18 protein-coding genes are annotated in these 23,417 nt (G+C 67.1%); 12 read left to right on the top strand and 6 right to left on the bottom strand.

What is annotated here, in order from left to right:
* Nucleotides 1-90: 90 nt before the first annotated feature.
* Both AC5RV3_RS12340 and AC5RV3_RS12345 read right to left on the bottom strand, forming a co-directional pair.
* The gene (locus AC5RV3_RS12340) at nucleotides 91-1,344 is read right to left on the bottom strand and encodes a M24 family metallopeptidase (protein WP_494122376.1); all 1,254 of its coding nucleotides are present in this window, start codon (nucleotides 1,342-1,344) and stop codon (nucleotides 91-93) included.
* Between the two features lie 87 nt (nucleotides 1,345-1,431).
* Nucleotides 1,432-3,018, bottom strand: a complete 1,587-nt coding sequence (locus tag AC5RV3_RS12345; RefSeq protein ID WP_494122377.1) for a purine-cytosine permease family protein — start codon at nucleotides 3,016-3,018, stop codon at nucleotides 1,432-1,434.
* 162 nt (nucleotides 3,019-3,180) lie between these two features.
* Here AC5RV3_RS12345 and AC5RV3_RS12350 point away from each other — a divergent pair, with 162 nt between their 5' ends.
* Nucleotides 3,181-4,683, top strand: a complete 1,503-nt coding sequence (locus AC5RV3_RS12350) for a PucR family transcriptional regulator (protein ID WP_494122378.1) — start codon at nucleotides 3,181-3,183, stop codon at nucleotides 4,681-4,683.
* Nucleotides 4,684-4,703: 20 nt separating this feature from the next.
* Here AC5RV3_RS12350 and AC5RV3_RS12355 read toward each other — a convergent pair whose 3' ends face one another.
* Nucleotides 4,704-5,372, bottom strand: a complete 669-nt coding sequence (locus tag AC5RV3_RS12355) for a GntR family transcriptional regulator (RefSeq protein WP_494122379.1) — start codon at nucleotides 5,370-5,372, stop codon at nucleotides 4,704-4,706.
* Between the two features lie 171 nt (nucleotides 5,373-5,543).
* Here AC5RV3_RS12355 and glyA point away from each other — a divergent pair, with 171 nt between their 5' ends.
* The 10 genes from glyA (at nucleotide 5,544) to AC5RV3_RS12405 (ending at nucleotide 18,289) form a co-directional block, all read left to right on the top strand.
* A complete protein-coding gene (gene glyA, locus AC5RV3_RS12360; RefSeq protein WP_494122380.1) occupies nucleotides 5,544-6,836 on the top strand; it encodes a serine hydroxymethyltransferase in 1,293 nt (430 codons plus the stop codon).
* Nucleotides 6,837-8,054 (top strand): sarcosine oxidase subunit beta family protein, encoded by a 1,218-nt coding sequence (locus AC5RV3_RS12365; RefSeq protein ID WP_494122381.1) that lies wholly within the window; start codon nucleotides 6,837-6,839, stop codon nucleotides 8,052-8,054.
* 14 nt (nucleotides 8,055-8,068) lie between these two features.
* On the top strand, nucleotides 8,069-8,395 hold the full coding sequence (locus AC5RV3_RS12370; protein WP_494111564.1) for a sarcosine oxidase subunit delta: 327 nt from the start codon (nucleotides 8,069-8,071) through the stop codon (nucleotides 8,393-8,395).
* Nucleotides 8,392-11,325 carry a sarcosine oxidase subunit alpha family protein gene (locus AC5RV3_RS12375; protein WP_494122382.1) on the top strand — a complete coding sequence of 978 codons (2,934 nt, stop codon included), beginning with the start codon at nucleotides 8,392-8,394 and terminating at the stop codon, nucleotides 11,323-11,325. Before AC5RV3_RS12370 ends, AC5RV3_RS12375 begins: the two co-directional genes overlap by 4 nt.
* Nucleotides 11,318-11,947, top strand: coding sequence for a sarcosine oxidase subunit gamma (locus tag AC5RV3_RS12380; RefSeq protein WP_494122383.1), 630 nt, complete (start codon nucleotides 11,318-11,320; stop codon nucleotides 11,945-11,947). The genes AC5RV3_RS12375 and AC5RV3_RS12380 overlap by 8 nt, the downstream gene beginning before the upstream one ends.
* Before the next feature lies 1 nt (nucleotide 11,948).
* The gene (locus tag AC5RV3_RS12385; protein WP_494122384.1) at nucleotides 11,949-13,424 is read left to right on the top strand and encodes an L-serine ammonia-lyase; all 1,476 of its coding nucleotides are present in this window, start codon (nucleotides 11,949-11,951) and stop codon (nucleotides 13,422-13,424) included.
* Between the two features lie 125 nt (nucleotides 13,425-13,549).
* Nucleotides 13,550-14,413, top strand: a complete 864-nt coding sequence (gene purU, locus AC5RV3_RS12390) for a formyltetrahydrofolate deformylase (protein WP_493987659.1) — start codon at nucleotides 13,550-13,552, stop codon at nucleotides 14,411-14,413.
* 240 nt (nucleotides 14,414-14,653) lie between these two features.
* A complete protein-coding gene (locus tag AC5RV3_RS12395) occupies nucleotides 14,654-15,298 on the top strand; it encodes a TetR/AcrR family transcriptional regulator (protein WP_494122385.1) in 645 nt (214 codons plus the stop codon).
* A complete protein-coding gene (locus AC5RV3_RS12400; protein ID WP_494122386.1) occupies nucleotides 15,295-16,962 on the top strand; it encodes an MDR family MFS transporter in 1,668 nt (555 codons plus the stop codon). The genes AC5RV3_RS12395 and AC5RV3_RS12400 overlap by 4 nt, the downstream gene beginning before the upstream one ends.
* A 118-nt stretch (nucleotides 16,963-17,080) precedes the next feature.
* Nucleotides 17,081-18,289: an LOG family protein gene (locus AC5RV3_RS12405; RefSeq protein WP_494122387.1), complete on the top strand. Its 1,209-nt coding sequence runs from the start codon at nucleotides 17,081-17,083 to the stop codon at nucleotides 18,287-18,289.
* Here AC5RV3_RS12405 and AC5RV3_RS12410 read toward each other — a convergent pair.
* From AC5RV3_RS12410 to AC5RV3_RS12420, 3 genes are all read right to left on the bottom strand, one after another.
* On the bottom strand, nucleotides 18,284-19,375 hold the full coding sequence (locus tag AC5RV3_RS12410; protein WP_494122388.1) for a matrixin family metalloprotease: 1,092 nt from the start codon (nucleotides 19,373-19,375) through the stop codon (nucleotides 18,284-18,286). The two genes, AC5RV3_RS12405 and AC5RV3_RS12410, sit on opposite strands and share 6 nt — an antisense overlap.
* Before the next feature lie 129 nt (nucleotides 19,376-19,504).
* The gene (locus AC5RV3_RS12415) at nucleotides 19,505-20,608 is read right to left on the bottom strand and encodes a VIT1/CCC1 transporter family protein (RefSeq protein ID WP_494122563.1); all 1,104 of its coding nucleotides are present in this window, start codon (nucleotides 20,606-20,608) and stop codon (nucleotides 19,505-19,507) included.
* A gap of 331 nt (nucleotides 20,609-20,939) precedes the next feature.
* Nucleotides 20,940-22,460 carry a sodium:solute symporter family protein gene (locus AC5RV3_RS12420; protein ID WP_494122389.1) on the bottom strand — a complete coding sequence of 507 codons (1,521 nt, stop codon included), beginning with the start codon at nucleotides 22,458-22,460 and terminating at the stop codon, nucleotides 20,940-20,942.
* Between the two features lie 187 nt (nucleotides 22,461-22,647).
* On the opposite strand from AC5RV3_RS12420, the gene AC5RV3_RS12425 reads away from it, so the two are divergent.
* Nucleotides 22,648-23,223, top strand: a complete 576-nt coding sequence (locus AC5RV3_RS12425; RefSeq protein ID WP_494122390.1) for a helix-turn-helix domain-containing protein — start codon at nucleotides 22,648-22,650, stop codon at nucleotides 23,221-23,223.
* Nucleotides 23,224-23,417: the final 194 nt, after the last annotated feature.

Here is a 23,417-nt window from a genome sequence, read left to right on the forward strand (position 1 = left end):
CTGGAATCAGGAGGAAGCGTTTGGTTCAGCAAGTGCTCGTGGCTGCGTGCGGCGGGACCCAACGGTCCTGCCGCACGCAGCCTCGAGGCATCAGGCGTCGATGATGTTGTGTTCGGGGCCGAAGCCGAATTTGGTGATGTTCTCGGCGCCGTTTTCGCCGATCACGAGGATGTCGTGTTCGCGGTAGCCGCCGGCGCCGGGTTCGCCGTCGGCGACGGTGATCATGGGTTCCATGGAGACGACCATGCCCGGTTCCAGCACGGTCTCGATGTCTTCGCGCAGTTCCAGGCCTGCTTCGCGTCCGTAGTAGTGGGAGAGGACACCGAAGGAGTGGCCGTATCCGAAGGTGCGGTTCGGGAGCAGTCCGTGGCCGATGTAGATTTCGTTCAGCTCGGCGGCGATGTCCTTGCAGACGGCGCCGGGTTTGATCAGTTCCAGGCCGCGGCGGTGGACTTCGACGTTGATGTTCCACAGTTCGAGCGAGCGTTCGTCCGGCTCGCCCAGGAACATGGTCCGTTCCAGTGCAGTGTAGTAACCGGAGGTCATGGGGAAGCAGTTCAGGGACAGGATGTCTCCGCGCTGCAGTTTGCGGGTGGTGGCCCAGTTGTGGGCGCCGTCGGTGTTGATGCCGGACTGGAACCAGACCCAGGTGTCGCGTACCTCGCGGTGCGGGAAGGTGCGGGCGATTTCATGCACCATGGCCTCGGTGCCGATCAGCGCGACTTCGTATTCGCTGATGCCTTCGCGGATCGCGGCCTTGATAGCCTCGCCGCCGAGGTCACCGATGCGGGCGCCGTGCTTGATGACCTCGATCTCTTCGGCCGACTTGATCATCCGCTGGCGCATTGCGTCCTGCGAGACGTCGAGCAGTTCGGCGCCCTCGAACGCGGCCTGGATGCGCTGGCGGGTCATCAGCGGCAGGGCGTCGTCTTCGACGCCGAGGCGGCGTGCGGTGACGCCGCGCTGGCGCAGTGCTTCCTGCAGGGCGAAGTAGAAGTTGTCGCGCTTCCAGTCCGTGTAGACGATGTTCTCGCCGTAGCTGGTGCGCCACGGCATGCCGGCGTCGATGTTCGCGGTGACGGTGACCGAGTCGTCGGCGGTGACGACCAGGGCGTAATTGCGGCCGAAGGTGGTGTAGAGGAAGTCCGAGTAGTACTTGATGCCGTGGTAGCTGGTCAGGATCACGGCGTCCAGTTCCTTGGCGGCCATGATCTGGCGCAGGCCGGTCAGCCGGCGTTCGAACTCGGCGTCGGAGAAGGTCAGCTGCTGCTTTTCGCCGATGTGCAGAACCTTCAGACGCTCCAGGTCTGCGACGGTGCTGGTGGTGCTGGGGGTGATGGTCATTGAATCTCCTTCGTGGTGTTTCTGGTACGGGACAGGTGGTCTTGGGATGCGTGCCGCCGCGCCGTGATGATGTGTGGCCCGGCAGGGCTAGGCCGTGGGCGCGGGAATTCTGTTATCCGGTACAAGCTGCGCGCCGGTGTCGTCGGAGTTATCTGTTTCGACTAATGCTGTTTCGCAGTCGCCGTGGTTATCCAGGTACTCCTGGTCGGAGCTATCCTGCTTCAATCCGAGTGGGATTCCGGCGGCGATCCGCGAACGGAACCGGGGATACCCGAGCAGGAAGTACACGGTCGCAGACGTAACGCTTCCGCCCAGCCACGAGAAGTCAATGCCCCCGACGGCGCTTCCGAGGGGTCCCTGCAGGACCGGAACCGAGCCGTACATGCACATCCAGGTCATGAAGATACCGGCGAAAAAGGCGATGAAGGCCGCCGGGTTGAAGGCTTTGAGCTGGGTGTCGGACGGCGAGCGGAAGAGGTAGCTGAAGTTCTTATGGTGGCGTTCAAAGACGAAGTAATGAACAGCCATGATCCCGCCCCAGGTGGCGACCCACGCTGCGATCGCGATGATCCAGTTGTGCAGCATGTGGGCAAAGTCAGTCGCGAACATGAAACCGATTACCGCCGCCATTGCCAAGCCGCCGACGACGATGGACAGCTTCTTGCGGGAGATTTGGATGTCCAGGGCCTGCGTGGCGACGCCGAACGTGTACATGTTGATGATGTTGGTTGCGATGGGTCCGTGGATGACCAGCAGGATCACCGGAATGGCGAATGCTCCGTAGCTTTCCACGATCAGCTGGCCAGGATCGGCCGTGCCGTTCTTTGTCGCCAGGCTGGCGCCAAGGACGCCGAGCCAGACCACCGGGAGGAACTGTCCGAGGACGCTGACCACATAGAGCTTTGCGGGCCGGATCTTTTTGCTCACGAAGCGGGAGTAGTCGGGAGCGTAGGTGAACCAGCCGATGCCCCAGCCGATGCCGATGGCGGTCATGATCGAGGACATGGCAGCGATTCGCGGCATGCCGGTGAGAACCTCGCCCACGGGTCCCTGGTAGCTCCAGTCGATATCCAGCTGCGTCCATGCCACGATTGACATGGCAATGAGGACCAGGACGGTGGGCGGCATGGTGATCCGCTCGAAGCGGGAAATGGCACGGTAGCCGCGGTAGCAAATGGCCACCTGGATCGACATGATGACGGCGGCCGTGCCAATGCGCCAGCCCAAGTTGGAGGCCGCGGGATCGACCCAGCCGATCATTCCGAACAGCGCCATGATCAGGTCCAGAATGACCCACGTGTTGACGGCGGACCAGCCGATGGCGATCACAGCCTGGATGGCTGCGGGCAGGTAGGCGCCCCTGCGGCCGAACGCTCCGCGGGCCAGCAACATGCCGGTGGCTCCTGTGCGCTGCCCGAGGATTACAAAGAACCCAAAGCCAAGCATGCCGATGACATTGCCGGCGATGAGTACGGTTAGGGTATCGGCAAGGCTCAATCCGAGGTGAATGCCAAGGGCGCCCAGGATCCAGTTAATCGGGGCGACGTTGGCGCCTGCCCAGATCCAGAACTGGCCGGAAAGCTTGGTGGTGCGGGCCGATTCGGGAACCGGCTGGAGAATGTCTTCTACGTGCTGGGTGGCCTGTTCGGATTTAGTGGCGGATCTCTGGCTCATGCGGGTCTCCTGACGATTGCAACGCGAGGCGGGAGCAGGACTCCACCCAGACTATGGGTGATGCAGCTCACAGCGTATATTCAGACCGTAACCACTTAGGTTCCCAAGAGGTGACACACTGTCGCTTCGGCATCGTTTTCGGGCGTTTGAAGGAAAAAATCCATGGTCGTGATGTTGTCGGATGTGCTGGAGCTTGAACTGATGCAGCGGGCCAGTCCGGTGGTTCGGGCCGGCAGAAGCCAGATCCCGGCCGGCAAAGTCAGGTGGGTGCATTCGAGCGAAGTGCTGGAGATAGCGCCGCTGCTGCGGGGCCAGGAGTTGCTTCTCAGTGGTGGGGACGCCCTGTTGAACCTCAGGCCGGCCGCGCAGCACGAATATGTCCGCAGCCTGGCGGCCCGGCATGTGACGGCCTTGGCCATCCAGACCGCGGGCTCCGGCCGCTCGCTGTCCGACGAGCTCGTGCAGGCGGCGGAGGAGGCCGGGTTGCCGCTGATCGAACTGCGGCGCGTAGTTCCGTTCGTGGAAATTGCGGAGGAGGTCAACCGGCAAGTCGTTTCTGAGCATGTTACGGCCCTGCAAACCGCCGATTCCATCTCGCAGCGCCTGGCGGAGCACCTGGCTTCTTCCGGTCCGGCGCTGGGCCCGTTGGTCGGGATTGTCTCGCAGGCGCTGCGGATCGAGGCGGCACTGCTGGACCCCAATGGCACCGTCCTGGAGTTCGCCGGCGGCTTCCCTCCCGATTCCACATCTGTGGACGTGGAGTCGGACATCTTCGTTGGCAGCCTGCTATCTGCCCGGCTGCGGCTTCAAAGCCGGCGGGATGTCCCCCCGGAGTTGCTGAAGACGGTGGGGGAGCGGATCGGCGGCATTCTGGCCCTCGCCGTGTCCCAGCAGCACCGGCCGACTGCGCAGCAAATTGCCCACACGGCCCTGATGCGGGCCGTCGTCGGCGGCGCAGGCGCCTCCCAGATCCAGGAATTGTGCGCCGCGGCAGGCCTGTCGACCGTGCAGCCGGCCTTTGTCATGGTGTTCCGTCAAATCGGTCTGAGCAGCGTACGCGGAGTGGCGGGAAGGATCCTCACAAAGCGGTGTCCCGACGCCCGGACCTATCTGGACGGCGAGAGCCTGTGCGCCTTGGTCCAGCTCAGTATCAGCGGCACGCGCCGGGAGCGACGGGAGATCCTGGAGGGGTTGCGCGCGGACTTCCGTGGCCTGGCGGTGGCGGGCGCGGTCGGGCCGACGGTGGCCACGCCGTTGGATGCCCACTCGTCCTTGGTCGAGGCCAGGCTGACCCAGGCGGTGGGGCCCCCTGATGACCTGGAAAGCAACATCCGTGACTGCGAGGATTTTGTCCTGGAGCGGCTGGCGGCCCGGGAGCTCTCCGGGCCGGTTGTCGGGCGCATCACCCAGGAACTGCTCGGTGAGCTGCTGGACTATGACCGCAGGCGGGGTACGCGGCTGCTGGACACCCTCGAAGCCTGGCTCATGAGCGGATGCAATTCCGCCGAAACGGCGCGGGTCCTCTTTGTGGAACGCCAAACGCTGCATAAGCGGCTGCGCAAGATTTTCGATCTCATCGGCGGGGACCCTCGTGGCAGTGCCAAGATGCCGGGACTCAACCTGGCGGTCCACCTCGCCAAGAATCCGTCTCCCGGCGGGCAATAGCGCCTGGCCGGCGGAGCGGGCTACAGTACCGCGCGGATTGCCTGTTCGAAGCCTGCGATGTGCTCGAGGGCGAGGCGGGCAGCGTGGTCGGCATCGCCGTCGACAATTGAGTCCAGTAGTTCCACGTGCTCGGTGATGTGGCCGGCAACGGACGGCACCTTATCCAGCACCAGGCACCAGATCCGGGTGGCCAGGTTGTCCAGCCGGATCAGCGTGTCCTCAAGGTAGGGATTGCCGGCGGCGCGGTAGATGGCCCGGTGCACGCTGAGGTCGTAACGCATCAGGTCGTGCTTGTCCGGGAGGCGGTCTTCGAGCTTCCCGATGTCCCGGGCCAGCTGCGAAAGCTCGCCTCGCATGGCCTCGCCGGCAGACTCCGCGGCCTTCCGGGCGGCCAGCGGTTCCAGCACCCGGCGCAGCTCCGAGACGGCGGCCAGTTCGGTGATGTCCACGATGGTCGCGAAGGTGCCGCGGCGCGGATAGGAGATGACCAGGTGGTCGATCTCCAGCTTCTTCAGGGCCTCGCGCACCGGGGTGCGCCCGAAGCCCAGTTCTGCCGCCAGCTGTCCGTCATTGATCGGGGCGCCGGGGCGGATATCCAACATGATCAGCTTGTCCCGCACCGCACGGTAGGCCTGCTCGGCCAGCGACAGCGGCTCGGTTCCGGCATCGGGTTCCGCGGTGATGCTCATGATGCTCCTGACTCGTCCGTGGCCTGTTTCGGGATCCCGCCCGCTCGAAATGCGCTGTTGGAAGGGCCCTCTTGACGTCTTGTGATCCCCATCATACTATTGCAATCAGTTCTGATATATCAGTCAAATATTAGTTTGATTGAGCAGGTTATTAAAAGGAGAAGTCGGATGGTGAACACCCTGACAACCGGATTGTCCGCAGCGGATCCCGAGGTCGCCGGCGCCATTGCCCGGGAGCTGGAGCGCCAGCAGTCCACGCTGGAAATGATCGCGTCGGAGAATTTCGCCCCCACCGCGGTGATGGAGGCCCAGGGCTCGGTGCTGACGAACAAGTACGCCGAGGGCTACCCCGGCCGGCGCTACTACGGCGGCTGCGAACACGTGGACGTGATCGAGCAGCTGGCCATCGACCGGGTCAAGGCACTGTTCGGCGCGGAAGCCGCCAACGTCCAGCCGCACTCGGGTGCGCAGGCCAATGCCGCGGCCATGTTCGCACTGCTGTCCCCGGGCGACACCATCCTGGGCCTGAACCTGGCGCACGGCGGGCACCTGACCCACGGCATGAAGATCAACTTCTCCGGCAAGCTCTACAACGTCGTGCCCTACGGGGTCTCCGAGTCCGACCACAGGATCGACATGGCAGAGGTGGAACGCCTCGCCGTCGAGCACAAGCCCAAGCTGATCGTGGCCGGCTGGTCCGCCTACACCCGCCAGCTGGACTTTGCGGAGTTCCGCCGCATCGCGGACAAGGTCGGCGCCGACCTGATGGTGGACATGGCGCACTTCGCCGGCCTGGTGGCCGCCGGGCTGCACCCGAACCCGGTGCCGTACGCCGACGTCGTCACCACCACCACGCACAAGACGCTGGGCGGTCCGCGCGGTGGCGTGATCCTGTCCAAGCAGGAGCTGGCCAAGAAGATCAATTCCGCGGTGTTCCCCGGCCAGCAGGGCGGCCCGCTGGAACACGTGGTGGCTGCCAAGGCGGTGGCCTTCAAGTTTGCCGCCTCCGAGGAGTTCGCGGACCGCCAGCAACGCACCCTCGAGGGCTCGCAAACGCTGGCCCAGCGGCTGCTGGCCGACGACGTTGCGGCCGCCGGCATCAGCCTGGTCAGCGGCGGTACCGACGTGCACCTGGTCTTGGTGGACCTGCGCAACTCGGAACTGGACGGCCAGCAGGCCGAGGACCGGCTGCACTCCATCGGCATCACCGTCAACCGAAACGCCGTGCCGTTCGATCCGCGCCCGCCGATGGTCTCCTCCGGCCTGCGGATCGGAACCCCTGCCTTGGCCACCCGCGGCTTTGGCGCCGCCGAATTCACCGAGGTGGCAGACATCATTGCCGCCGCACTGACCCGTGCACCAGACGCGGAGCTGCTCACCGAGCTGCGCGGCCGCGTGGCCCTGCTGGCGGAGAAGTTCCCGCTCTACCCCAATCTGAACGCCGAGCCGAACGGAGCCGAATAAATGGCCGATCTGCTGCCCGAGCACCCGGACTTCCTCTGGCGGAATCTGGAGCCGAAATCCTCTTACGACGCCGTGATCGTCGGCGGCGGCGGCCACGGCCTGGCCACCGCCTACTATCTGGTCAAGAACCACGGCATGACCAACATCGCGGTGCTGGAGCGCGGCTGGCTGGCCGGAGGAAACATGGCCCGCAACACCACGATCATCCGCTCGAACTACCTCTGGGACGAGAGCGCGGGAATCTACGAGCACTCGCTCAAACTCTGGGAGCAGCTGCCGGAGGAACTCGAATACGATTTCCTCTTCTCCCAGCGCGGCGTGATGAACCTGGCGCACACCCTGCAGGACGTGCGCGAGAGCATCCGCCGGGTAAACGCCAACCAGCTCAACGGCGTCGACGCCGAGTGGATCACCCCTGACCAGATCAAGGAACTGTGCCCCATCATCAACACCGGGGACGACATCCGCTACCCGGTGATGGGGGCGACCTACCAGCCCCGCGCCGGCATCGCCAAGCACGACCACGTGGCCTGGGCCTTCGCCCGCAAGTGCGACGAGATGGGCGTGGACATCATCCAGAACTGCGAGGTCACCGGATTCATCAAGGACGGCGACCGGGTTGTCGGCGTCGAAACCAGCCGCGGCCGGATCAACGCGGGCAAGGTCGGCCTGGCCGGTGCAGGACACAGCTCGGTGCTGGCCGAACTGGCCGGCTTCGAGCTGCCCATCCAGTCGCACCCGCTGCAGGCGCTGGTCTCCGAGCTGCACGAGCCGGTCCACCCCACGGTGGTCATGTCCAACCATGTCCACGTCTACGTCTCCCAGGCACACAAGGGCGAACTGGTCATGGGCGCGGGCATCGACACCTACAACGGCTACGGCCAGCGCGGCGCCTTCCACGTCATCGAGGAACAGATGGCCGCCGCCGTCGAGCTCTTCCCGATCTTCGCCCGCGCCCACGTGCTGCGGACCTGGGGCGGCATCGTTGACACCACCATGGACGCCTCGCCGATCGTGTCCAAGACACCGATCGACCAGCTCTACGTGAACTGCGGCTGGGGAACCGGCGGTTTCAAGGGAACGCCCGGCGCCGGCTACACCTTCGCCCACACCATCGCCACGGACGAGCCGCACCCGCTGAACGCCCCGTTTGCCCTGGACCGGTTCGAAACCGGACACCTCATCGACGAACACGGCGCCGCCGCCGTGGCCCACTAGGAAGGACGACCGAGATGCTTCTGATCGAATGCCCCTGGTGCGGGCCGCGCGACGAGACCGAATACCACTACGGCGGCCAGGCCCACGTGGCCTACCCGGCGGATCCGAACCAGCTGAGCGACGCGGAATGGGCCAAGTTCCTCTTCTACCGCGCCAACCCCAAAGGCCTCTTCGCCGAACGCTGGGTGCACAGCACCGGCTGCAGGCGCTGGTTCAACGCGGTGCGCGACACCGTCAGCTATGAATTCAAGGCCGTGTACAAGCCCGGCGAAAAACCACCGATCGACCTCGGCAGCCTCGCGGGTGCCAAGGCCCAGCCAGCCGAAGGAGGAGCGAAATGACCGCCCCCAGCAACCTCGCCGACCAGTCGCAGCGGCTTGCCGCACCCGCCGGCGCCGCTGCCCGGATCGACCGGACCAAGCCGCTGAACTTCATGCTCGACGGCCACACCTACACCGGCTACGCCGGGGACACCCTGGCCTCCGCGCTGCTTGCGGCCGGGAAGGTCACGGCGGGCGACTCGCTCTACCTCGGCCGTCCGCGCGGCATCATGTCAGCCGGCGTGGAAGAGCCCAACGCCCTGGTCAAGGTCAGTGCCCGTTACGCCGGGCACGTCGACGAGTCGATGCTGCCGGCGACCGCCTTGGAATTGACGGACGGCATGGACGCCAGGCTGCTGAGCGGCCTGGGCCAGTTGGACCCCCGGACCGACGAGGCCGTCTACGACCGCAAATACGTGCATACCGACGTGCTGGTGGTCGGCGCCGGCCCGGCCGGTCTCGCCGCAGCCCGCGAAGCAGCCAAGAGCGGTGCGCGCGTGATCCTGATGGACGAGCAGCCGGAGGCCGGCGGCTCCCTGCTGTCGGGCCGTGGCGAGATGATCGACGGGCGCCCCGCGCAGGAGTGGGTCGACCGGACCGTCGCCGAGTTGTCCGCCGCCGACGAGCTGACCTACCTGCCCCGCACCACGGCGTTCGGCAGTTACGACAGCAACTTCATCGTGGCCGTCCAGCGCCGCACCGACCACTTGGCCGGCGAGCTGGGAGCCGGTGTCTCCCGCGAACGCATCTGGCACGTCCGGGCCAAGCAGGTGGTGCTCGCCACCGGCGCGCACGAACGTCCGATCGTCTTCGCGAACAACGACCGCCCCGGCATCATGCTGGCCTCCGCAGTCCGCAGCTACCTCAACCGGTACGCGGTGGCCGCCGGCAATCAGGTGGTCGTCGCCACCAACAACGACTCGGCCTACAAACTGGTCGCAGACCTGTCCGCGGCGGGCATCGAGGTCGCGGCCGTGGTGGAGGCGCGTACCGAAATCGGCGGCGCCGCCGCCGAGACGGTCCGCGCCGCCGGCACCCGCCTGATCACCGGCAGTGCCGTGGTGGACACCGCAGGCCAGGGCGACGGCGGAAGGATCAGCGCCGTCGTCGTCAGCGGTCTGGATGCCGAAGGTCAGCTGACCGGGGAACCGGAAACCATCGAGGCGGACCTGCTGGCGGTCTCCGGCGGCTGGAACCCGGTGGTGCACCTGCACAGCCAGCGCGAGCGCCGCCTGGCCTGGAACGACGAGCTGGCGGCCTTCGTGCCCGGCCCCTTGGTCAAGGACCAGCAGACCGCCGGAGCCTGCAACGGGACCCTGGATCTGGCCGGCAGCCTGCAGGAGGGTGCCGCCGCCGGCGCCGCTGCGGCCACCCGCGCCGGCTTCAGCGTGGACCCGGAGATTCCCGCGGCCGTCGCCGAGACCGTCTCCCCGATCCGGCCGCTGTGGCTGGTTCCCGCCCCCGACGGCGCGGCCGCCGGGTGGAAGAACCACTTCGTGGACTTCCAGCGCGACCAGACGGTCGCCGACGTGCTGCGTTCGACCGGGGCCGGCATGCGCAGCGTGGAGCATGTGAAGCGCTACACCTCAATCAGCACCGCCAACGACCAGGGCAAGACCTCCGGGGTCAACGCCATCGGCGTCATCGCCGCGGCGCTGAACAATCCCGACGTCGGAAGCATCGGCACCACCGCCTACCGCGCGCCCTACACTCCGGTGGCGTTCGCCGCACTGGCCGGCCGGCAGCGCGGGGAGCTCTTCGACCCGGCGCGGCTCACCTCGATCCACTCATGGCACGTAGCCCACGGTGCGCTGTTCGAGGACGTCGGACAGTGGAAGCGGCCCTGGTACTTCCCGCAGCCGGGCGAGGACATGGACGCCGCAGTGCTGCGCGAATGCGCCGCCGTCCGCGAATCCGTCGGCTTCATGGACGCCACCACGCTCGGCAAGATCGAGATCCGCGGCAAGGACGCCGGTGAATTCCTGAACCGGATGTACACCAACGCGTTCAAGAAACTGAAGCCCGGCCTGGCCCGCTACGGGCTGATGTGCACCCCGGACGGCATGATCTTCGACGACGGCGTGACGCTGCGCCTGGACGAAGACCGCTACTTCATGACGACCACGACCGGCGGTGCGGCCAAGGTTCTGGACTGGCTGGAGGAGTGGCTGCAGACCGAATGGCCGGAGCTGGACGTCGTCTGCAACTCGGTCACGGAGCAGTACACCACCGTCGCCGTCGTGGGCCCGAAGTCCCGCGCGGTCATCGCCAAGCTGGCGCCCGAGCTGGACCTGGACAACGACGCGTTCCCCTTCATGGCGTTCAAGGAAACTACGTTGGCCTCCGGCATCCCGGCCCGTGTCTGCCGGATTTCGTTCTCCGGCGAACTGGCGTTCGAGATCAACGTGTCCTCCTGGTACGGACTGAAGGTATGGGAGGACGTGGCCGAGGCCGGTGCGGAGTTCAACATCACCCCGTACGGCACCGAGACCATGCACGTGCTGCGCGCCGAGAAGGGTTTCATCATCGTCGGCCAGGACACGGACGGCACGGTCACCCCGCAGGACGCCGGGATGGAATGGGTGGTGTCCAAGGCCAAGGACTTCGTGGGCAAGCGTTCCTACACCCGCGCCGATAACCTGCGCGAGGACCGCAAGCAGTTGGTCGGGGTCCTGCCGGTGGACAAGTCGTTCCGCCTGCCCGAGGGCGCGCAGCTGGTCAACCACGGAACCCGGATCGCGCCGGCCGAGGCACCGGTGCCGATGGAGGGGCACGTGACCTCCAGCTACCACAGCGCCGCGCTGGGCCGCAGTTTCGGCCTGGCCCTGATCAGGAACGGCCGCAACCGCATCGGCGAAACGCTGCAGGCACCCGTCAACGGGCAGCTGGTGGACGTCGTCATCGCAGAACCCGTACTCTACGACCCCGAAGGGAGCCGTCGTGATGGCTGAACAGGTCATGACCAACATTGCAGCACTGCGCCGCAGCCCGCTGGCGCACTTGACCGAGGCAATCGGCCAGGGCGCCGTGGCCGGCGAACGCGGCGTCAGCCTGCGCGAAATCCCGTTCCTGAACATGGTCGGCCTGCGGGCCGAGCCGGGATCGGCCGGCGCCAAGGCGCTGGAGGCCGCCGCTGGGCTGCCGCTGCCGACCGCCCACGGCCAGGTTTCCGGCGGCGCGGACTCGACCGCCGTCCTGTGGCTGGGGCCGGACGAGTTCCTGCTGGTCGGGCCCGAGGGTACGGATGTCACGGCGGACCTGACCGCCGCCCTCGGGGGTGAACCGGGCGCCGTCGTCGATCTGTCCGCCAACCGCACCACGCTGGAACTCTCCGGACCCTCGGCCCGGCTGGTGCTGGAGAAGGGCTGCCACGCGGACCTGCACCCGCGGGTGTTCCGTCCCGGCACGGCGATCACCACGCAGCTGGGCCCGGTGCCGGTGCTGCTGTGGCAGACCGCGGAGCAGGACGGCGGCCAGGTCTACCGGATCATGCCGCGGGCCTCGTTCGCCGACTACACCGCCCGCTGGCTGCTGGATGCCATGACGGAGTTCGCCTCGCCCGAGGCCGATTGAGATGGCACTGAGCGCGCTGGACCTGTTCTCGATCGGCATCGGACCGTCGTCGTCGCACACGGTGGGGCCCATGCGGGCCGCCCGGCAGTTTGCCGAGTCGCTGGCGGCCGACGGGCTGCTGGAGGCGGTGGCCCGGGTGAAGTCGGAGCTGTTCGGCTCGCTCGGTGCCACCGGGGCCGGCCACGGATCGGACAAGGCCGTGATCCTGGGCCTGCAGGGCGAGGACCCGGAGACCGTTGATCCGGATGCCGCGGACGCGCAGGTGGAGGAGGCAGTGGCCGGGCGGAAGCTGCGCCTGGCGGGCACGCATTTGGTGGGGTTCAACCGGGCGGCCGACGTGGTGCTGCACCGCCGCCGCTCGCTGCCGGCGCACCCCAACGGGATGACCTTCACCGCGTACGACGCCGGTGGCTCACCGTTGCGTGCATCCTCCTATTACTCGGTGGGCGGCGGGTTCGTGGTCACTGCCGAAGAGGCCGAGGGCGCGGCGGAAGAGGCTGCGCACGGGAGCGATGCCGCCGCACGCGACGCCGTCGCGGGGGAGCGCGGCGACGGTGCGGCGAGCTCTCCCGCGGACGGGGGGCGGCTCCCGTACCCGTTTTCCACCGCCGCCGAACTGCTCTCCCGCTGCCGGGAGGCCGGGACATCGATAGCCGGCGTAATGCTGGCCAACGAGCTCACGTGGCGCAGCGAAGCCGAACTGCGGGCCAACCTGTTGCGGATCTGGGAGGTGATGCAGGAGTGTGTGGAAAACGGCTGTACCCGCACAGAGGAGACCCTGCCCGGTTCACTGTTGGTCCGCCGTCGTGCCCCGGGACTGCGGCGCAGGCTGCGCGCCGCCGAGGCGGCGCTGGCAGCGGAAGGCACGCCCAACGCCGATCCGCTGTGGGCGATGGAGTGGGTAAACCTGTACGCGTTGGCCGTTAACGAGGAAAACGCCTCCGGCGGGCGGATTGTCACAGCGCCCACCAACGGCGCGGCCGGAATCCTGCCCGCCGTGCTGCACTACTACACGAGGTTCGTGCCCGGCGCGGACGACGATGCGGTGGTGGATTTTCTGCTCACCGCGGCAGCCATCGGCATCCTGTTCAAGACCAACGCCTCGATCTCCGGGGCGGAGGTCGGTTGCCAGGGCGAGGTCGGATCAGCCTGTTCGATGGCGGCCGGTGCCTTGTGCGCGGTGCTCGGCGGGACACCGGAGCAGGTGGAAAACGCCGCCGAGGTCGGAATCGAGCACAATTTGGGGCTGACCTGTGATCCGGTGGGCGGCCTGGTGCAGATTCCGTGCATCGAACGCAACGCCATTGCCAGCGTCAAGGCGATCAACGCCGCCCGGCTGGCGCTGGCCGGCGACGGCGACCACCGGGTGTCCCTGGATATGGCCATCAAGACCATGCGGGATACCGGTGCGGACATGATGTCCAAGTACAAGGAGACGTCGCGCGGCGGACTGGCCGTCAACGTCGTCGAATGCTGAACAGCCAACGCTGACTTGCCAGCGCTGAACCGCCAGCGCTGACTTGCCAGCGCTGAACCTCCAGCCGGACGGCAGTCCCGGCAAGACTGCCACACGAAAAGCCAGACCGAAAACGGGGTAGCAACATGCCGATCCACCACGAGCACATCCTGACCCTCGACTGCCCGGAGCGGTTGGGGATTGTCCACGCGGTCTCCGGTTTCCTGGTGGAGCACCGCCAGAGCATCCAGGAGCTCAAGCAGTTCGACGACCGGCGGGACGGGCATTTTTTCATGCGCACCGACTTCGCCGGGGAGAACGGCGGAACCAACTCCACGGAGCGGCTGCGCGAGGCGTTTGCGCCGTTGGCGGAGCAGTACGGGATGGCGTGGCAGCTGGAACCCAAGGGCCGCAGGCGGCGGGTGCTGGTGATGGTGTCCAAGTTCGGGCACTGCCTGAACGACCTGCTCTTCCGCTCCCGGATGGGGGAGCTGCCGGTGGAGATCGTCGCGGTCGTGTCCAACCATCTGGACCACAAGGGGTTGGTGGAATGGCATGAGGTTCCGTACTACCACGTGCCGGTCACGCCGGAGACGAAACCGGCCGCCGAAGCCGAGCTGCTGCAACTGATCGATGCCCACAACGTGGAGCTGGTAGTGCTGGCCCGCTACATGCAGGTGCTCAGTGACCATCTGAGCCGGGAGCTGACCGGCCGCACCATCAACATCCATCACTCCTTCCTGCCCAGCTTCAAGGGGGCCAAGCCCTATCACCAGGCCTACGAAAAGGGAGTGAAAACCGTAGGGGCCACCGCTCACTACGTCAACGCCGAGCTCGATGAAGGCCCGATCATCGCCCAGCAGACGGTGGAAGTCGACCACACCTTCGGGCCGGAGGACCTGGTCGCCGCCGGCCGCGACACCGAGTGCAAGGCCCTGACCAACGCGGTCAAGTGGCATTGCGAAGGCCGGGTCATCCTGCACGGAAACCGCACCGTGGTGCTGCGCTAAGAGCGCGCGGGGTGGATGGTTGCCCACCCGCTTGGCGGCCGATGGACCTATCGTGCCGGCGCCGTCGCCACACGGACCCGGACGCCCCGACCTTTCTCGCTCGGTCATGGCTCGGCGCTGCTCGTCGTTCGACACCAGTCCTCCCTCTGGTTCAGCCTGCCTGTGTGACGTTCCTCAAATTCTTGCAGGAATGAATGTTTGCACTTGTGCAAAGAGTGGCGGCGCTGGCACACTGGTTCGGTGAGTCAACTAAATTCCCTGCGTGAGCGCAAGCGAGCCGAGTGCTGGGCCGCCCTGCATGACGCCGCGGCGGAAGCGGCGCTGGAAGACGGAATCGAGGCCGTCACGGTTGATGCGGTGGCGCTCGCCGCCGGAGTTTCCCCGCGCACCTTCTTCAACTACTTCACGTGCAAGGAAGACGCGGTGCTGGGCCTGCGCGAGCCGGTGCTTGACGATGCCATGCTGGCGGGATTCGACGTCCACGCCAATCTGCTGGATGAAGTCGGCAAGTTGATGCTGGCGGTCACCCGTTCCATCCAAGGCGGAGACGACGCCACCCGCCACCGGATCCTGCGCAAATACCCGCACCTGCTGCACCGCCGCGTCCAGTACGTCGTCAAGGTGGAGCAACTGGTCACCGCAGCGGTCTCCGAACTGCTCGCCGGCTCCGACCGGCTCGCGGACGCTGAACAAATCCTGGCCGCACATCCTGTCGTCGGGCAGTACACCGCCGAAGACGCCGCCCGCATGCTGGTCATGACGGCAGGCGCAGCACTCCGCTTTGCCATGCAAAAAACCATGTCCCAACCCACCCTGGAATCGCAGACCGAGGCCCTCGAACACAGCCTGGCCTTGCTGCGTGCAGTCCTGAAGGAATCCGAATGAAGAACGAAAGCCGACAGGCGCTACAGCGCCCACCGGTATCCGCGACGTCCCGGCCGGGGCAGCATGGCCACAGCCATGGCAACCTGCTGCTGGTGTTCGTTGCGCTGATGATGGCCATGTTGCTGGCCGCCCTGAACCAGACCATCCTGGCGACCGCACTGCCCACCATCGTGGGCGAGCTCAACGGCGCCAACCTGATGCTCTGGGTGATCACCGCCTACATCCTGGCCGCCACGGTCATGATGCCCATCTACGGCAAGCTGGGCGACCAGATCGGCCGTAAATACCTGCTGGTCGCCGCGATCATCATGTTCTTGATCGGCTCGGTCATCGGCGCCCTGGCGCCGGACATGGGCTGGCTCATTGCGTCCCGTGTGGTGCAGGGGCTGGGCGGCGGCGGACTGATGATCCTGTCGCAGGCCATCATTGCCGATGTGGTTCCCGCCCGGGAACGCGGCAAGTACATGGGCGCCATGGGCGGAGTCTTTGCGTTCTCCTCCGTGGTCGGACCGCTGCTGGGCGGCTGGTTTACCGAGGGACCGGGCTGGCGCTGGGCCTTCTGGTTCAACATTCCGGTGGGCGTCTTGGCCTTGATTGGCGCGCTGTTCTTCCTGAAGTCCCGGCCGGTCAAGGTGCGGCCGAAGCTCGATCTCTGGGGCATGCTGCTGATGGCGGCCGCGACCACCGGCCTTGTCCTGGTGAGCAGTTGGGGCGGCAGCACCTTCGCCTGGTCCGATCCGGTGCTTATCGCCCTCATAGCGGGCACCGTGCTGGCCGCCGTCGGGTTCGTGCTGGTGGAGCGAAAGACCGCCGAACCCATCATCCCCATGTCCATGTTCCGCGACCGCAACTTCATCATGACCACCATTGCGGGCCTGCTGATCTCGGTGGCCATGTTCGGCGCCCTCGGCTACATGCCCACCTACTTCCAGATGGCTACCGGAGTATCGGCCACGGCCGCCGGGATGCTGATGATTCCCATGATGGCCGCGCTGCTCGCGTCGTCCATGATCTCCGGAATCCTGGTCTCCAAGACCGGCCGTTACAAGTGGATGCCGGTGGCCGGTTCGGCGGTCATGGCGGTAGCCCTGCTGCTGATGTACTTTGTGCGCGCGGACACGGCCGTCTGGGTGCTCTGCGTTTACCTGGGCCTGCTGGGCCTTGGCCTGGGCCTGAACATGCAGATCCTGGTGCTGATCGTGCAGAACTCCTTCCCGCTGCGGCAGGTGGGCACGGCGACGGCGGCCAACAACTTCTTCCGCCAGATCGGCGCCACGCTCGGCTCGGCCGTCGTGGGAAGCCTGTTCGCCCACCGCCTGGTCGACCTCCTCAACGACCGCCTGCCGGCCGCCGCCGTAGCGGCCACCGGAGGCGGCAACTCGCTGACGCCGGACATGGTCGCAGGCCTGCCCGCAGAGGTGCACGATGTCATCGTCGAGTCCTACAACGAAGCCCTGATGCCGCTCTTCCTGTTCATGGTGCCGATGGCCGTTGTCGCCACCGTGCTGTGCATGTTCGTGGTGGAAAAGCCGTTGGCCACCGCGCTGGAGCCGGACGTGCTGGCCGAGGCAGCCTCGGAGGGGAATATCGCGATCACCTCCGCGACCGAGGGCAACCAGCCGCCGAACACGGACCTGCGCCAGGCCGAAGCCAGCAACAGGTAGCACCCGGGGGAGCCCGCACCGCTCATGAGGCCACTTGGGCGGCGGCAGGCAACCCAGGGTGCGAAGCCGGCCCGGCAGCGGTGGCGGGCTGGCCTTACCCCGCAGTTATGCTGGCTGCATGGGAGCGTCAGCGGCACTGCACAAGGAACCGCGCGTCATCGAGATTGAGTCGCTCGAGCACTTCGACCGGCTCGTCGACCGGGCGCCGCGGGCCAGGGCATCGGAGGACGGCGAGCGGCGGCCATCGGGCGGCCCGCGGCCAACCGGGGGACCGGGGCCCGGCGGGGGACCCCCGTCGATGAACGGCTGGCACTTCCAGTCGGTGGATCTCACCGGCCGCACCGAGGCCCTGCGCAGCATGGACCCGGCCGGAGCGATGTTCCTGGGCTGCGCGTTCGAGGCCGCCACCGAGGAGTGGCTGCACCGCAACGGTGCGCTGATCTTCCCCACGCTGCCCGGCGTCCCGTTCGACCCGTACCGGGGCCAGGTCTACACCGCCGAGGAACTCTACAGCGGGCTGGGCACAGGACCATACGAGGGGACGCTGGACGCGCAGGTCTACGCCTGGTCGTCGCGCTCCGCCACCCGCCACGACCTGGACTCCACCCTGGCGGCAAGCCTGCATGACCATGCCATCGGCGACGCCATGGAGGCGCTGTTCTCCACTGTGTTCGCGGGTCGGAGGATGGTGGGAGTGATGGGCGGGCACGCCGCCGCGCGGGGCAGCACAATTTACGACGGCGCCGCCCGGCTGGGCAGGCTTCTCGCCAGGGAGGGGTTTGCCGTGGCGACCGGCGGCGGTCCGGGCGCGATGGAGGCAGCCAACCTGGGCGCTCGCCTCTCCGCGTCGGGCGATGACGAGTTCGCGGGCGCGCTGGAGCGGCTGGCCGGCGTCCCCGGCTTCCGGCCGTCCATCACCGACTGGGCCCGCGCCGCGGCCGACGTGCTCGCCGAGGCCGGACCCGGCGTTGCGAATTTGGGCATTCCCACCTGGCACTACGGGCACGAGCCGCCGAACCTGTTCGCCACCCACGTTGCCAAGTACTTCGGCAACGCCCTGCGCGAGGCGGTGCTGCTGCAGCGTTGCGACGGCGGGATCGTGTTCCTGCCCGGCGCCGGCGGCACGGTGCAGGAGATTTTCCAGGACGCCTGCGAAAACTACTATGCCACCCCGGAAGCGCTCTCGCCGATGGTGTTGGTCGGGCGCACGTACTGGACCGAGGAGCTGCCGGCCTGGCCGTTGCTGCAGGCGCTGGCGCGCGGGCGGTCCATGGAGGGCGCGGTGCATCTGGTGGACACCGTGGAACAGGCCTTGGACGTTCTATAGCTCGGGCACGCACTCGCCTTGGCCCAGCAACGACAATCCGGTGAGGTCGCCGTCTGCAAAAGTGAGGATGTCGTGCGAGGCCTGGGCGTACATCAGCTGGGTGGGATCATCGACGTGGTCCAGGCCGATCAGGTGGCCCAGCTCGTGCATGATGATGGCCCGCGCGGCGTCGTTGCCCCCGGGCGAACCGAGCAGCTGGCGGAACTGCGGAGTGTCCAGTTCGATTTGGCCCGACACGTAAGCGGAAACCCCGCCCCGCGATGCCCAGCCGCTGCCGCCGAGGCCGATGGTCGGGCCGGACAAGGAGGGGCTTTGCTCCGGGTCGGACCACGCGATCAGCACTGGTGCCCAGCGCTCGCCGTAGCGTTCGGGCTGGTAGGATCGGCGCCGCTCGGCGGGCTGTTCGGTGGTGGTCCCTTCGTAAATGAACTGCAGGCCAGTGGCCTCCGAGACGTGTTTCACCGCCTCATGGACCAACTCGGTGCTGCCCGCGGGGGAGCCTGCCGTGCGGACCACATAGCGGACCGGGCGGCACGGGTCGTAGGCGATGTAGTCCTGCCTGGTCGACGGCGAGGCCAGGAAACGGTAGGAGTCGTTCTCCTCGTAGACGGGCGCGGGCACCCCCAGCGGTTCGTCCGCGACGTCGACTCCCGACGGCGGAAACCCGCCGTGGCCCGGACCCTTGACAGCGGATCCGGCGTCAAACGGAACACCCTCAAGGGCGGCGGCCCCGCCGGGTTGCACCGCTGAGGCGAGCCGTGGTTGTGCCATCCAGATGAAGGCCCACGCGGCCAGCGCCGCAGCCGCGGCCAGCAGGAGGAACTTGCCGAACGGTGACGGGCCGCCGCGCGGGTTCGGTTCGGCCCGGGCGGCCGGGGCCTGCCAGGCAGGTGTGGGCTGCTTCCCGGGGACGCACCCCTGCCGCGCCGTCGGGTTGATCCAGACCTGCCCCTGGCCCGGGTGCGCATGCGGGCGCTCGGCGGCGTCGGACGGGACCAACTGTGGTGCCTGCCCCGTCCCGAATCCCGGCACATGCCGGCCCCCGCCCGGTGCATGGCCCGGGCCCCCGGTCGGTGGCCAACTCATGGTCCCCCTTGGCGTGGCGGACGGCGGTGCATCCTTGCCCCGCTTGCCTCAGGGTAACCAAAGCGTGAGACAAACGGTAGGTGTCTGCCCGATGGCCGGCAGATGAACAAGCCGGCCACCGACGCGGGATCAGACCGCCGTGGTGCCGAACAAGGAACCCAAGAGGTAGGTGGCCAGGGCCGCACCGAAGCCGATCGCCAGCTGCCGCAGGGCACGCTTGAGCGGCGAGGCCCCGGACAGCAGGCCCACGATTCCGCCGGTCACCAGCAGTGCCAAGCCGACCAGCACCAGTGCGACCACCACGGCCGCGGTGCCCTGCATGCCGAAGATGTAGGGCAGGATCGGAATCAGCGCTCCGCTGGAGAAGAACAGGAAACTGGAGAGGGCGGCGTTCCAGCCGGTGCCGATCTCCTGATAGTCGTTGATGTACGTTTCCGGCGGCTGCAGGGAGAGGCTCGGATCGCAGTCGCAGTCCAGATAGCCCATCCGTTCGGCGGCACGGTGTTCGGCAGCTTCCGGGGTCATGCCCCGCGCGCGGTATACAAGCACCAGTTCGTTCTCGTTCAGGTCCAGGTCCGGTGCTGCCTGCAGGGTGATCTGGGTGGGACGGGTGGCAGAGAGCAATTCGCGCTGGGAGCGCACGGAAACATATTCGCCGGCGCCCATGGACAGCGCCCCGGCGAGGAGGCCGGCAAAGCCGGCGAACAGGATGAATCCGCTGGAGACCCCGGTGGCACCGATGCCCATGATCAGCGCCAGGTTCGAGACCAGCCCGTCGTTCGCGCCGAAGACCGCCGCGCGGAAGTTGCCGGAGAGCCGGGCGCGGCCGCGGGTGGCCAGGCCGCGGATGACCTCTTCGTGAATTAGTTCATCGGCGGCCATCGCCTCGGTCGCAGCGGGCTCACTGCCGTAGGGGGAGCGGCTCTCGGCCCGCTGCGCCAAAGCCAGCACGAACACCGAGCCGAAGCTGCGGGCCAGGAACCGCAGCACGGTGCGGCGCAACGACGGCCGCAGCCCTTGCCCGGCGTGCTCGCCCAGCAGATCGCGCCAGTGTTTCTCGTGCCGGCCCTCCGCGTCGGCCAGGGCCAGCAGAATCTCGCGCTCCTCGCCGTCGCGGCGCCTTGCCAAGTCGCGGTAGATGGCGGCTTCGGCGCGTTCGTCGGCCAGATAGCGGCGCCACAGCCGGATGTCTGATTTCGACGGCGATGCTTTGCCATCGGGGTAGGAGTCCATAGGGTCGGGGCCGGCTGGATCGGGGCTCGTTGTCACGCTGCTCCTGAGTCGGACCGGAGACGATTCGACGATCTCCGGTCAGTTAACCATCAACTGACCGAAGGTCTCGCTCGCCCGGGCGCAGCGGATCAGGCGGTACCTGCCGTGCGCTCAGGTGGACTGCCGGGCCGCACACGCTAACCAGTATGTCGACAGGCCTCCACGCCCAGTGCGCGTTACGCGCGCGGCGGTGGAGCTACTCCCCTTCGCAACCTCCATTGTAGCCGGTCGGGGCGGCCCCTTGAGGACCGCCCCGCCGTCGGCGTCTCCTACCGCGACATGGGCAGGAGCCTCAGCGCGTGGCGACCTCGTCGGGGCCCTCGACCGGGACTTCCTCCGTTGCCTGCCCCGCCACCCGGCGGTCCCATGCCTGCCGCACGGCAGCATCGGTGGGCTTCGTGAGCAGCGAAACCACCACGTAGACCAGCGCGGAGGCGATCAGGCCGTAGTAGATGGGCTCGTTGGCGTAGACGCCGGCATATTGTTCCTCGGCGTTGACTTCCAGCACGATCATGGTGGTCAGCGTGACGATGGTGCCGGCCGCCATGGACCACGCGGCGCCCAGGCCGGTGCCGCGCTTCCAGACGAGCCCGCCCAGGATTGCGACCAGCAGGCCGCCCACCAGGATGTCGTAGGCAATGGTCAGCGCGGCGACCACGTCCTGCACCACGATGGCCAGCAGGATCGAGACCGCACCCAATCCGAAGACCCACCACCGGTTGCCGGCCACGTCGTGTTCGGTGTTCTCGTGGTCGTAGTGGACGTGCTTGCCGAACCAGGAGGCGACGAACGGCACCACGTCGGCGCGCGCCACGGTCGCCGCGGCAATCAGGCAGCCGGACGCCGTCGACATCATCGCGGCCACGGCCGCGGCCAGCACGATGCCGCCGATGCCGATGGGCAGCAGGTTCATGGCCACGTCCGCGTAGACGTCGTCCTCGACTTCGATGGCGGGCAGCGCCACGGAGGCTGCCATGCCGATCATGGCGCCGGCGGCTCCGTAGAGGATGCAGTAGATGCCGGCCGTTGCGCCGCCCCAGCGGGCGACCCCGGGGTTGCGGGCGGTGAAGACGCGCTGCCAGATGTCCTGGCCGATCAACAGGCCCAGTGTGTAGACCACGAAGTAAGTGATGATGGTCTGCACGCCGATGCCGGTCAGCGAGAAGAATTCCGCATCGACGCGCGCGCGGATGCCGTCCAGCCCGCCGGCGGCCGACCAGGTGAACGGCAGCATCAGAAGGAAGACGCCGACGGTCTTGATGATGAACTGTGCCATGTCGGCCAGCGTGATCGACCACATGCCGCCGACCGTGGAGTAAATCAGCACAATGGCGCCGCCGACGGCGATGGACAGCCAGCGCTCCCAGCCGAAGAGCACCACCATGATGGTGGCGTACGCCCCGGTGGACGTGGCGCAGAGCATGAGCGTGTACGCCAGCATGACGATGCCCGACACCTTGGTGGCGTGCACGCCGTACCGCAGGGTGAGCATCTGTGCCACGGTGTAGATCTTCAGTTTCTGCAGGGTCGGGGCAAAGAGCAGGCTCAGCAGCAGCACGCCGGAGCCGATCGCGACAACCAGCCACATCCCGGAGATGCCCCACTTGTAGCCCAGGCCCACCCCGCCGACCGTGGAGGCTCCACCCAGGACGACGGCGGCCATGGTGCCGGTGTAGAGGACTGGGCCGAGGCGGCGACCGGCCACCAGATAGTCGCTGGTGTTCTTGGTGCGGGTTTTGCCCCACCACCCGAAGAGCAGCATGGCGGCCAGATAGGCCACCACAATCACGACGTTGACGATTTGATTGTCCATGGGGGCTCCAAGCGAGAATAGCGCGGGACGACATGCCGGAAATTGCCTGTGAGGCAACAAGTGTTGAGTGTTAAGCTAAATGTGGCACGGGGCACAGGTCAACTCGGCGGGCTGCCGGGGCTTCGCCGGGGTGCTTCCCTGCCCGCGCACGCCGTGTCCGTCAACTCTGCACCGAGAAGGATGATTAGTGAAGGCACTGCCAGTCGAACCCAGCAATGACCCGGTGGCCATAGGGTCGCGGATCCGCGCCGCACGCCAAGGCCAGCGCATGACCATCGAACAGGTGGCGGATTCGACGGGGCTCACCAAGGGATTCCTCAGCCGGGTGGAGCGCGATTTGACCTCGCCGTCGGTGGCATCGCTGGTCACCCTGTGCCAGGTGCTGTCCATTTCCATCGGGGACCTCTTCTCGATGCCGGAAACACATGTTTCGCGCGCGGGGGAGGGGCCGCGGATCAACTTGGGCGGCGAAGGCATCAGGGAGGAGTTGCTGACCGCCCGGCACGAGCGCCGGCTGCAGATCATCCGTGCCGTCATCGAACCGCGCGGCCGCGGGGAAGCCGATCTCTACTCGGTGGACTGCGACGTGGACGTCCTGCATGTGATCGCCGGCAGCATCACCCTGGTCTTCACCTCCGAACGCTATGAACTCGGCGCCGGCGACACCATTTCCTTCTCCGGCCGGGAGCCGCACACCTGGATCAACGAGAGTGACGAAGAGGCCATCGTCACCTGGACGCTGGTCCCGGCGGCCGCGCGCTAGGGTGCCCGGACCGCGCGAGCGGCAGTGCGCTAGTGTGCCCGGACCGCGCGCGAGCGCTCGTGCTACACGGGCCGCGGTCTTGACTGTTACCCCCACCACAAATAACATCTCAGGCAACAGATGTTGCACATAAGGCAACCACGCCGAGTCGGTCGCAGCCCGCTGACGCCGCCCGCGAACCGCAACTGACCCGC

It is taken from the genome of Arthrobacter sp. Y3221114, assembly GCF_059092625.1.